This window comes from Veillonella sp. CHU594 (assembly GCF_003992265.1).
Lineage (GTDB): Bacteria > Bacillota > Negativicutes > Veillonellales > Veillonellaceae > F0422.
In genome coordinates this window covers 198,365-210,210 of record NZ_RQVB01000003.1, presented here as the reverse complement: position 1 = coordinate 210,210, position 11,846 = coordinate 198,365, and the positions used below count along the sequence as shown (strand labels likewise).

The following is an 11,846-nucleotide window of genomic DNA, read 5'->3' as shown; positions in this document are numbered from 1 at the left end:
ACATATGGTTAATGATGAAAGAGTAAGTATCATGTACGAAGGGGATGGTCAGAATAAGACCTTTGCATACCCGTACTCGTTCACAAGGAAAGAGGACATTGTAGGTTACGTAATTAGTAATGGGAAAACAAAACGAATTTCTACAAATTTTGAGTTTAATTCTACTACTAAGCAATATACATATCCAAAGAATGGTACTCCACTGGCAAGGAATGAAAGTGTATTGCTTACTAGGGAAACTCCACGGAATAATACATTACAGTTGCCTAATGAACCAATTTATACAGCATTACAAGGGCAATTAGATAAGATTGTTCGTATGATACAGGAATTAGGTAGTCATCATAAAGGTATTCCACTACAAGTGTTATCAGAACAGTTTGATACTGTGATTCCGACACAAATAGGAAATGCCTATTTACGTATCAACCGTGAAAGAAATGCAATTGAACTTGTAGAGAATCCATTTGATGGAGTGGAACGTATTACAAGTGAAGTCACATCTACTAAAGCTAATATTGATAGAATTAAAGAGCAAATAGATGGGATTCATAGAGAATCACTGACGATGCATGGGGAAATTAAAGAAAAACTTAGTCGTTTAGAAAGAGATACTGAAACACTAAAGGAGAGAGCAAAGCAAGAAATACGATCTACAGAGCAGACAGTGTTACAAAGCTTAGAACAAGTAGAAAGTGACATTACAAAGCGACTTAAAAATAGTGATATCTTACAAGGTGTAGGAGCTGTAGAAACTAAAGCACGAGAAATAAAGGGTTATGTCGGAACTATGGAAAACTCCATAGCAGAATTACGTAATATACAATCCTCTACTATAGCTACTAAAGAAGAGATTAATCAATTAAAAGCAAGTGTTATTGAAAAGGCAAGTGCTGCAGAAGGTCATGCACACAATTTAGAACAAGCTATAGAAGAAGTAAAGGGTATATCTAATGGGATTCAAAGCATGCAACAATCGATTCTGGATAAGAATAGAGAAGCTGAATCAATGAGAGATACTGTGAATCAGCTATTACAGGAATATAAAAGTTATGCTGCCACTATTGTAAGAGATATGCAAGGATATGTGTCTAGTGCTACATCAGAGGTGCAGAAAGCCAAGGAATGGGCCAACAAAGCTGGAGCCGCCAAAACTGGTAACTGGGTAACGCAAGAAGATCTACAAAGTAAAATTAATAATTGGGTAACAAAAGAAGAATTTCAAAGTAAAATTGGAAATTGTGTAACACAAACAGATCTACAAAGCAAAACAACTAACTGGGTGACAAAAGGTGAGCTACAAACGATTCAAACGAATATAAAAAATGATATAAATCGTGAATTGATTGCACCCTTAAAAGGAACTATTAAAAACGATATTGGGCGTGAGTTAATTTCTCCATTACAAACATCTATTGAAGAAGAGAAGAGAAAGGTAAGTGATATAAATAATTCTATTGCCACTAAAATTAGTGAACATAATATAGACTCCACTGCACATAATCTTAACAAATACATGAGTATGAAGCCTATGCCTACTGGTATCAACGATTGGAATAATCTCACAGATACTGGAATGTATGAAGCAACAGCAAGCATGTGGGGGTGGAGAAATGCACCGAGCACTACACGTGTTTATTACTATGGTGTAGTCCAAGTTATTAAAAGTGATACTAACAAGATTACACAAGTATTCTACTCTTATGGTGCGAATAACAAGCCTTGTAATATTTGCTATAGAACATTCTATAACGCATGGGGTGCATGGCATTATCATGGGGATTATGACGCAACCGTTACAGATATTACGAAACATAACGAAGGTTTAAATATTACAAAAGGTGATGTGACAACCGTTTTAAAATTCTTAACAACTAATAAGGCAGATACAAATACAAGCCTTGCTCCGACATTGGCAGTGGTAAAAGAATTATTAAGTGATGTAGGTGGAAGCACAGGGCAAACATTAAATGTACAAGTAAAATATACCGGAGATGATGAAGGATATATCTTAATTGGGCAAGGGGAAAATACAGTCATCATACAATTTGGATATATAAAAATAACACATTCAACGGGAGAAGCACAATATACAGCAACATTCCCAATTGCATTTAGAAAAAAATGCTTTGGAATATTTTATAGCCACATTAATCCACGTTCCGATAAGTGGCTAGCAAGTGTTCAAACAAAAAAGCTAGATATAACATCAGTCACAATTTCTGAAGTCATTGGGACACAAAATTCACGGCGTATTGTTATATATTTGGCGATAGGTGTTTAAAGGAGGTTTATATGGAGAATAAATATATTTTTGTCTTAAATGAAAAAGGTCTCCGAGTAACTACCTACTTAGTAGGATTACATGGAGACACAGAAGAATCAGTATTAAACTTTGCTAAAATGCAATATCCGAACCATACATATCTAGTAGGTAATCAAGATATACAAAATGAATTTTATAACAGTAAATGCTACATCAACGGTAACTTTATTGATTATGTACCCGAACCAGTAGCACCTACAAAAGCAGAACGTATAGCAGAGATTAAAGCCTACTATGACAAACGTTTTGAAACGTTAGAACAAACACTAGCAAGACGTACATTGAGCGGTGCTAGTGTAGCAGATTTACAAGAGCAATATAAAAAACTCACACAAGAAATGATTACAAAGATTAAGGAGGTAAAGTAAATGGATAATTACGAAGTACACTCAGATATTCCAGTGATGCATTTTTGCGAATGGTGTTATGCTACACTCAATCAAGACGGTACTTGCCCTACTGAGGGATGCATTCACAACGATTTAATGAATATGGAAGACAAAAAAGAGGAATAATATTGTTCAAGAGAGATGGTAGGAGTGATTATGAACAGAGCTAGAGATAAACCAGATCTGATAAGTTTTATTGTTTAGGTGTATTAAAAGGTAAAATGGTATTCGATATGGGATTTTTAGAATCTCTACGAGATATTCTAGTAGAGTCGTGGATTATAAAGGTGGGACTATCCCTTATAGGTAGTGCCGCTATATGGCTAATGAATTTAAAGCACGTTCAAGTACTGGGCGTGTTTATTTTATTAGTTTTATTTGATTTGCTGACTAGATGGGGAGCGATTGCCTATCAGATGTTAGTAGAAGCGGGAGCAGACAAAGAAAGTATATCTGCTTGGGATAAGTATATAGCAATCATTCCTGCGTTTGAAAAGGGATTAATTTCATCTAAACATATGAGAAAACCCTTTGTGACAAAGGTAATGACATATGTATTTGCTACAGCCATAGGTTGGTGCTTTGATTTTATGGCAGGGAAAGAAGCCTTTGTAGTTAATTTAGTTTGGTTATATTTAGCCTCAGCAGAATTTTTGAGTGTACTAGAAAATATGCGTGATGGTGGAAATGTAATGATGGGAAAGTTTTTAGATACCATCAGAGACATGATTGAAAGTAAGTTCAAATTTAAGTTATAAGGAGACATATATGAAAATTGGAAATTATTTTGAGGATTATGAGTTTGCCTGCAAATGTCATCGACATAATGTAGTAGATGGGAAAAATGTGTTGGATCATATTATTGACAAACGTTTAGTAGATGTATTGGATAAAATCCGAGAACGTGTAGGACGACCAGTATATATCGAAAGTGGATACCGTTGTGAAGACCACAATCGTGAGGTAGGTGGAGTGCCTAACTCTCAACATGTATTAGGAACAGCTGCTGACATTACAGTGGACGATATTAGTGTTGATGAATTAGCAGATATTGCAAAAGAGTGTGGTGCAGATGGTGTTGGCAGATATTATGGACTACAATTTGTACACATTGATGTCCGAGGTTATGATGCGGAATGGGAGCAATATTAGGAGGTTGAAATGTATGGAACTATTCTTTCATGGATTAAAAAACACACGATTATGCTTGCTATTGGCTTTGGTACTATTATCTGTGCCCTGCTATACATTTGCGGAACAGGGAGTGACATTAACACAAAGCGAATACAAGATGCTCAGCAAGAACTTAGACGAGCTCAATACAATCAACAAGAAGCAAGCAAACTCAATCGAGAGGTTAGAGATGCAGTTGAACGTAGCGAAGTTATCAACGAACGAATCGAAAGTAGCATTACTAGAAGCGAAGCAGCTACTAGAAGAACAGAGGGAGCAGTTGAGAGCATCCAAGGAGAAATTAAATCTACAAGAGCAGAAATTGACAGAGCAGCAAATCTCATTGGAGAAAGCCAATCTATACTTAGAAGAGCAGAAGGAAGAAATAAAGAAGTACAAGAAAAATAGTCAAAAGCACCGATTTATTGAGGTGCTTTTATTAGGTGGACTAGCCTATAAAATGTTTCGGTAACGTATAAAAAATAATTTATAATGTTATCAATAAAAACTGTTTTTGGGAACGGTTGCACAACCGTTGCACAACCTTTTTTACAAGAATGGCTTAATACCAAAGGTTTATAGCAATATGTGCGTTATGTGTACCATAATGCCATCATGGATGAGGAAGAATAATTTTCTATAAAAATCCATCATTGCATGATATACTATAAGTAAGTAAATATTTTAGATTTGCAAGGGAGCCTATGTAATAGGCTGAGAAAGGACTATGAAGTACCTGACCTTTTGACCTGATCGGGATCATGCCCGCGTAGGAAGCACGCTGACATATGTGGGTATCGATGTAATGTCGATACCTTTTTGTGTATAGAGCACCCCAAATAGGCTCCTTTGTAATGAAAGGAGCTTTTTATGTTTTACACACAAATGCAAGCAGCCCAAAAAGGCATTGTTACCGACGCGATGAAAGTGGTAGCAGAAAAAGAAAACATGGATGTTGAAGTATTACGAGAGTTAGTGGCAAAAGGACATGTAACAATTCCATGCAACAAACATCATACGGCTTTACAACCGGAAGGAATTGGTCAAAAGTTACGCACAAAAATCAATGTGAACTTAGGTACATCCAAAGACTGTACAGACTATGAAGAAGAAATGAAAAAAGTCCATCATGCAGTGGCATTGGGAGCTGAATCTATTATGGACTTGTCTACACATGGTGATACAAAAGTATTCCGCCGTTTGTTGACAAAAGAATGTCCCGTTATGATTGGCACCGTGCCTATCTATGATAGCGTTATACATCACCAAAAAGATTTAGGAGAATTGACAGCTGAAGACTTTATTTCTACGATCCGTCTCCATGCAGAAGATGGGGTAGATTTTGTCACATTACATTGTGGGATTACACAACATACAATAGAGCAAATTAAACATCACAAACGGAAATTAAACATTGTTAGTCGTGGCGGTAGTTTAGTCTTTGCTTGGATGTCCATGACTGGTCAAGAGAATCCGTTCTATGAATACTATGATGAAATCTTGGACATTTGTGCAGAATATGACATGACCATTTCTCTTGGCGATGCATGCCGGCCTGGTTGCTTGGCAGATGCTACAGATATCTGTCAAATCGAAGAACTTGTTCGACTTGGAGAGTTAACAAAACGAGCTCGTGAACGTGGTGTACAAGTGTTGGTGGAAGGTCCTGGTCATGTACCATTGAATCAAGTACAAGCCAACATGGAAGTGCAACAAACGATCTGCGATGAGGCCCCGTTCTATGTATTAGGACCATTGGTAACAGATATTGCACCAGGCTATGACCATATTACAGCAGCCATCGGTGGTGCCGTAGCAGCCATGCATGGGGCAGCCTTCCTTTGCTATGTAACACCAGCAGAACACTTAGCCTTACCTGACGAAAATGATGTGAAAGAAGGCATCATGGCTTTCAAAATTGCTGCGCATGCCGCAGACATTGCAAAAGGGATTCCGAATGCACGAGATCGCGATGACCGCATGGCAGAGGCGCGCCAAAAACTTGATTGGGAAGCACAATATGAAGTAGCACTAGACCCTGAAAAAGCACGTCGCATCCGTGAAAGTCGTGCCCCAGAAGAAGGACATAAAGAAGCTTGCAGTATGTGCGGAAAATTCTGCGCTGTGCGGAGCATCAACAAAGCCTTAGAAGGAGAGAAAATAGATATATTATAAATAAGAGATGAAACAGCCAACTCTTTTTTGGAGTTGGTTGTTTTGTTATATAGAGTATGTGAATGGATAAATCTAACCGATCAAAATATATTATGGATAAACTACTATTATACGTTTTATACAATTATCATTATTTAGATATAAAAGTAAAAAATACATAGGAAATATCATGTCAAATAGTTGATTAGTCCAGATATTATGATGTATGATAGTAATAACATATATGTATTTTAGTTATTTATGTGAGGTGTGCTATGAGGAAAAGAACAGCAATCGCTCTTGTATTAGCTAGCGTTTTTGCATTCAATGCAGGTACTGCTACAGTAGAAGCTAGTTGGTTAAGTAAAACGTTAAAGAAATTAGATAATGCTTTGGGCGTTCCTGATGGTGATACGCAGGTGACAAAACAATCTGATGGAAAGTTACAATTACCTCAAGCAGGAGAACGCTGGATTTTACTTTCCGAAAATAAATACTATAAAACATATGTAGATAGAACAAAAGTGCGTGCTGATGGAGAAGCTCAAAATCGAGTAGTATATGGTGTATTTAAACGTGAATTTACCCCTATTGGATCACAGTGGTTAGGTAGCGAGGGAGACGTTAGTCCAGATGTGGTAACAGTGGAATATTTACCATTAGCATATGGAGTTAATAAAACATTGGATTATTCAAGGAGAGAGTTTTCAATTGACCCATCCTATTATGATATCCATGGGAATTTAATTTGGAAAGGATATGCTGGGCATTTTACTATTTCTAATATAGAAGGTGTATATCTTGGTAACTATGTCCCTAATTCCGAAGAAGAACAAATTAAAGATAAACTCTTCCACTTATTCGGTTGGGATTACTAATAGTACATCGACAGCCGGGCTCTCATAAGTAATTAATAGCTACTAGGGAACATAGATATAATGCATGATTTCCCCTTGCTTTCACCCCACATTTTGTGCTATACTAACCAAGTATGAATACACACGCAACTAGACTATCAGTTCTGTGCGCAATTTCGCGTTTGCTGAGGGATGAGAGTTGCGGAGGTTTTTTAACAGGAGGTGCCAACATGGCAGTAGTATCACTTAAACAATTATTAGAAGCTGGTGTTCACTTTGGACATCAAACAAGAAGATGGAATCCTAAAATGGCTAAATTCATCTTCACTGAACGTAATGGTATTTATATCATTGACCTTCAAAAAACTGTAAAAAAAGTAGAAGAAGCGTATGATTTCTTACGTGAAGTAGCTCAAGAAGGTAAAACAATCCTTTTCGTAGGTACTAAAAAACAAGCTCAAGAAGCTGTAAAAGAAGAAGCTCTTCGTGCGAATATGTACTTCGTTAACGAACGTTGGTTGGGCGGTATGTTGACTAACTTCAAAACTATCGAAGCTCGTATTAAACGCTTAAAACAATTAGAAAAAATGGCTGAAGATGGAACATTCGAAGTTCTTCCTAAAAAAGAAGTAATTCGTCTTCGTCATGAATGGGAAAAATTAGAAAAATATCTTGGCGGTATTAAAGATATGCCAGAAATGCCAGGTGCACTTTTCGTAATTGACCCTAAAAAAGAAAAAATCGCTATCGCAGAAGCTAAAAAATTAGGTATTCCTGTAGTAGCTACTGTGGACACTAACTGTGATCCAGACGAAGTTGATTTCCCTATCCCAGCAAATGATGACGCTATTCGCGCAGTTAAATTATTAGCTGGTAAAATGGCTGACGCTATTTTAGAAGGTCGTCAAGGTGAACAAGACGCTTTCGGTACAGAAACTGCTTCCGAAGAAGCTTAAGAATCTGTAAGATTATTTAACAATATATACAGACATAGTCTTAATTGATAAATAAGTAATAACGATGTAAAATTAAGGTAAGGCTAAGGTCTTACCTTAATTATTTATAGGAGGAAAAATCATGGCTCAAATTACAGCAGCTTTAGTAAAAGAATTACGCGACATGACTGGCGCAGGTATGATGGATGCTAAAAAAGCATTGGTAGAAGTTGATGGCGATATCCAAAAAGCAGTTGACTTCCTTCGCGAAAAAGGCTTAGCAGCGGCAGCTAAAAAAGCTGGTCGTATTGCAGCTGAAGGTGTAGTAGCATCTTACATTCATGGTGGTGGACGTATCGGCGTATTAGTAGAAGTAAACTGTGAAACAGACTTCGTTGCTAAAACTGATGATTTCCAAGCTCTTTGTAAAGATGTAGCAATGCAAATTGCAGCAGCTAACCCAACATACTTAAAACGTGAAGATGTTCCAGCTAATATAATCGAACACGAAAAAGCTGTATTGATGGAACAAGCTAAAGTAGAAGCTGAAGAAGACGTTAAAGCTGGCCGTAAACCAAAACCAGAAGCAGTTCTTGAAAAAATGGTAACTGGCCGCGTTGAAAAATTCTATAAAGAAAACTGCCTATTAGAACAAGTTTTCATTAAAGACGGTGAAAAAACTGTACAAGCTATGATCAATGAAGCAATCGCTAAAATCGGTGAAAACATTAACGTACGTCGTTATGTTCGCTATGCTTTAGGCGAAGGTATCGAAAAGAAACAAGACGATTTCGTTGCAGAAGTTATGGCTACTGTAGGTAAATAAGTACGGAGATAAGAGAACACCGCAAGTGTTCTCTTATTTTTGAATTATTTGTTAGAAACGTCATAAGGAGAAGGACATGAGTGAACGTAAATTTAAACGTATCGTATTAAAACTTAGCGGTGAGGCCTTAGCAGGTGATCAAGGATTTGGCATTAACCCACAAGTGGTAGAACCATTGGCACAAGAGATTGCATCACTTTCCAAAGAAAGTGGTATTGAAATTGCTATCGTTGTAGGTGGTGGAAATATTTGGCGTGGTCTATCCGGTAGTGCTAAAGGTATGGATCGTGCATCTGCTGATTATATGGGTATGATTGCAACAGTGATGAATGCTATCGCATTACAAGATGCTCTTGAAAATGCAGGCGTAGCAACTCGTGTTCAAACAGCGATTGAAATGCAAGAAGTAGCAGAACCATATATTCGTCGTCGTGCTATTCGTCACTTAGAAAAAGGTCGTATTGTTATCTTTGCAGCAGGTACGGGTAATCCATACTTCTCTACAGATACAACAGCTGCTTTGCGTGCTGCTGAAATCGAAGCAGATGCTATTTTAATGGCGAAAAAATTTGCTGATGGTGTATACGATTCCGACCCTAAAACAAATCCAAATGCTGTAAAATTCGATGAATTAACATACATGGATGTAATCAGCAAAGAATTGAAAGTAATGGATGCTACATCAACTACATTATGTAAAGATAATCATATTCCTATCGTTGTATTTAGCATGGATATTCCTGGTAACATCACACGTGCTGCTAAGGGAGAAGCCATCGGTACTATCGTAAAATAAAAGGTGAACACTATGGAAATTAAAGAAATTATTAGCCGCGAAGAAGCGCGCATGGACAAAACAATTGAATCCTTAAAACATGAATTTGCTAATGTACGCACAGGTCGTGCACATACATCTTTGTTGGATTCCGTTATGGTAGATTACTATGGTGCACCAACACCTGTTAATCAAGTGGCAAACGTATCTGCTCCAGATCCTCGCATGATTTTAATTGCTCCATGGGATAAAACTATGATTGGTGCTATTGAAAAAGCTATTTTAACATCTGATTTAGGATTAAACCCTAATAACGATGGTGAGGCTATTCGTTTGGCTATCCCTCAATTGACAGAAGAACGCCGTAAAGAATTAGTAAAAGTAGTAAGCAAGAAAGCAGAAGACGCTAAAGTTGCAGTCCGTAACATTCGTCGTGATGCTAATGATGCAATCAAAAAAGAAGAAAAAGCGAAAACAATCACTGAAGATGTGTCAAAAGATGGACAAGAACAAGTTCAAAAATTGACTGACAAAAAAATTAAATTAATTGATGAACTTCGCGATATAAAAGAAAAGGATGTTATGTCTGTCTAATGGAACATACATCTATTTTGGGATTTCCATGGCAGCTTGCACAGTCTCTTTTGCAGGCTGCCTCTATCCCTTTTACTACAAAAATAGAAAAGAACTATAATCGGTTCTTTTCTATTTCTTCCGAAGAATGTTATGTAGGCCGTGTCATAGTAAAAGAAGGCGCATGGGAGATAGTTCTCTTTCATCCTATGGTAGCCAGTCATGTGGCGCAGTCGAATGAGGTACAGTATGCTAAAAAACTTATGGAAGAAAAGTAAACATCAAGAGAGACCGACTATAGATCCAACGAATATTCCAGAACATATTGCCATTATCATGGACGGTAACGGTAGATGGGCAAAGCGTAAAGGCATGCCACGGAGTATGGGTCATCGCGCAGGTGCGGAAGTATTAAAGGATATTGTGAAAGCAGCCCAAGGATTTGGTGTGAAAGCATTGACTGTCTATGGTTTTTCCACTGAAAACTGGAAACGACCAGAAGAAGAAGTCAGCCTGTTAATGGGTCTTATTAAAGAGTATTTACTTTCAAATGTAAAACGTATGCATGCGGAAGGTGTGCGCATTCGTTTTGTGGGAGATATAACCAAGTTATCTGAAGAGTTACAAGGAATCATCAAAGAATCTGAGGAATTAACACAAGATAATAAGGGAATCACACTGCAATTAGCAATCAACTATGGGGGACGTGACGAACTTACAAGAGCTACAAAACAGATTGTCCAAGATGTGGCAAAGGGCGTTATCAATGAGGAAGATATTACAGAAACATTGATTTCTTCCTACTTAGATACAAAAGAATTTGACCGTGTGGATTTACTGATTCGACCAAGTAATGATGCACGAATTAGTAATTTCTTGTTATGGCAAATTGCTTATGCAGAGTTCTGGTTTACCCCTTTACATTGGCCAGATTTTACGTCACAAGTGTTGGAAGAAGCCATCTTGGCATACCAGCAACGTGAGCGTAGATTTGGTGGTTTAAAAGAGGAGAAATAATATGTTAAAAACCCGTCTCATCACAGCTTTGATTGGTGTTGTCTTGCTGGCGGTTGCCATCACCTATGGGGGCCTGTTTTTTAATCTTGTGATGTCCGTATTAGCTGTCATCGGTTGGGTAGAATGTGTTAGCTTATTTCGTCATATGAAACGGCGTCTATTACCACAGTGGGGTCTGATATATATTGCCCTTGTATGCGGTTCCTTGGTATTTGGTAGCTACCCATTAGCTTTATTCTTAGGAATTTTGGTGATGTTAGTTATGGTCATTGAATACACATTCTGCAACGGGAAAAGAACTCTTCCAACAGTGCAATCTACTATTAGTAGTTTGTTATATGTTACCAGTGGCTTTATTGCATTGATGGTGTTGCGTGATAATAGAATCTATGAAAATACCAGCTATTATGCGGGACAAGAAGGATTCGGTACGGCTGTCATTTGGCTTCTGTTGATAGCTATTTGGGCTAGTGATACATTTGCTTATTTTGTAGGCCGTTCTTTTGGAAAACGAAACATCGTACCAACTATTAGTCCTAATAAAACGTTGGAAGGTTTTATTGGAGGTTTCATCGGCTGTATTTTAACAGGGTGGATTGGATCTCTTTCCTTAGGATTACCGCTGAATTTTGGCGTTGGCATAGGTGTCATTGTTGGGATATTAGCACCGCTAGGAGATTTATTTGAATCAAAATTAAAACGTGAGGCAAATAAAAAAGATTCTGGCACATTATTACCTGGTCACGGTGGCGTATTAGATCGTTTTGATAGTCTATTGTTTGCTGCACCATTAGTATTGGCATATATTCTTATGCTGTAAT

At 37.5% G+C, this 11,846-nt stretch carries 15 protein-coding genes and 1 riboswitch; all 15 genes read left to right on the top strand.

Features of this window, described 5'->3' with window-relative positions:
* Positions 1–4 precede the first annotated feature (4 nt).
* The 15 genes from EO111_RS02860 to EO111_RS02795 all read left to right on the top strand — a co-directional run bounded on the left by EO111_RS02860 (position 5) and on the right by EO111_RS02795 (position 11,845).
* On the top strand, positions 5–2,284 hold the full coding sequence (locus EO111_RS02860) for a pyocin knob domain-containing protein (protein WP_127010616.1): 2,280 nt from the start codon (positions 5–7) through the stop codon (positions 2,282–2,284).
* 11 nt (positions 2,285–2,295) lie between these two features.
* Positions 2,296–2,694: a hypothetical protein gene (locus tag EO111_RS02855; RefSeq protein WP_127010614.1), complete on the top strand. Its 399-nt coding sequence runs from the start codon at positions 2,296–2,298 to the stop codon at positions 2,692–2,694.
* Positions 2,695–2,841, top strand: coding sequence for a hypothetical protein (locus EO111_RS08300; protein ID WP_164723729.1), 147 nt, complete (start codon positions 2,695–2,697; stop codon positions 2,839–2,841).
* Between the two features lie 107 nt (positions 2,842–2,948).
* Positions 2,949–3,473, top strand: a complete 525-nt coding sequence (locus tag EO111_RS02850; protein WP_127010612.1) for a phage holin family protein — start codon at positions 2,949–2,951, stop codon at positions 3,471–3,473.
* 10 nt (positions 3,474–3,483) lie between these two features.
* Positions 3,484–3,867 carry a D-Ala-D-Ala carboxypeptidase family metallohydrolase gene (locus EO111_RS02845; protein WP_127010610.1) on the top strand — a complete coding sequence of 128 codons (384 nt, stop codon included), beginning with the start codon at positions 3,484–3,486 and terminating at the stop codon, positions 3,865–3,867.
* Positions 3,868–3,876: 9 nt separating this feature from the next.
* Positions 3,877–4,296 (top strand): hypothetical protein, encoded by a 420-nt coding sequence (locus tag EO111_RS02840; protein ID WP_127010608.1) that lies wholly within the window; start codon positions 3,877–3,879, stop codon positions 4,294–4,296.
* 276 nt (positions 4,297–4,572) lie between these two features.
* Positions 4,573–4,681, top strand: a riboswitch (TPP riboswitch).
* A gap of 77 nt (positions 4,682–4,758) precedes the next feature.
* Positions 4,759–6,063, top strand: coding sequence for a phosphomethylpyrimidine synthase ThiC (gene thiC, locus EO111_RS02835; protein ID WP_127010606.1), 1,305 nt, complete (start codon positions 4,759–4,761; stop codon positions 6,061–6,063).
* 254 nt (positions 6,064–6,317) lie between these two features.
* Positions 6,318–6,920, top strand: coding sequence for a hypothetical protein (locus tag EO111_RS02830; protein WP_127010604.1), 603 nt, complete (start codon positions 6,318–6,320; stop codon positions 6,918–6,920).
* Between the two features lie 209 nt (positions 6,921–7,129).
* Entirely contained in the window at positions 7,130–7,855 is a 726-nt protein-coding gene (gene rpsB / locus EO111_RS02825) for a 30S ribosomal protein S2 (RefSeq protein WP_062402636.1), read from the top strand.
* Positions 7,856–7,976: 121 nt separating this feature from the next.
* Positions 7,977–8,660 carry a translation elongation factor Ts gene (tsf, locus tag EO111_RS02820; RefSeq protein ID WP_127010602.1) on the top strand — a complete coding sequence of 228 codons (684 nt, stop codon included), beginning with the start codon at positions 7,977–7,979 and terminating at the stop codon, positions 8,658–8,660.
* A 76-nt stretch (positions 8,661–8,736) separates the two neighbouring features.
* Positions 8,737–9,456 carry a UMP kinase gene (gene pyrH / locus EO111_RS02815; RefSeq protein WP_127010600.1) on the top strand — a complete coding sequence of 240 codons (720 nt, stop codon included), beginning with the start codon at positions 8,737–8,739 and terminating at the stop codon, positions 9,454–9,456.
* 12 nt (positions 9,457–9,468) lie between these two features.
* Positions 9,469–10,029 carry a ribosome recycling factor gene (gene frr / locus EO111_RS02810; RefSeq protein ID WP_009352764.1) on the top strand — a complete coding sequence of 187 codons (561 nt, stop codon included), beginning with the start codon at positions 9,469–9,471 and terminating at the stop codon, positions 10,027–10,029.
* Entirely contained in the window at positions 10,029–10,286 is a 258-nt protein-coding gene (locus EO111_RS02805) for a hypothetical protein (RefSeq protein WP_009352768.1), read from the top strand. The genes frr and EO111_RS02805 overlap by 1 nt, the downstream gene beginning before the upstream one ends.
* On the top strand, positions 10,258–11,025 hold the full coding sequence (locus EO111_RS02800) for an isoprenyl transferase (RefSeq protein WP_127010599.1): 768 nt from the start codon (positions 10,258–10,260) through the stop codon (positions 11,023–11,025). Before EO111_RS02805 ends, EO111_RS02800 begins: the two co-directional genes overlap by 29 nt.
* A 1-nt stretch (position 11,026) precedes the next feature.
* Entirely contained in the window at positions 11,027–11,845 is an 819-nt protein-coding gene (locus EO111_RS02795; protein ID WP_127010597.1) for a phosphatidate cytidylyltransferase, read from the top strand.
* Position 11,846: the final 1 nt, after the last annotated feature.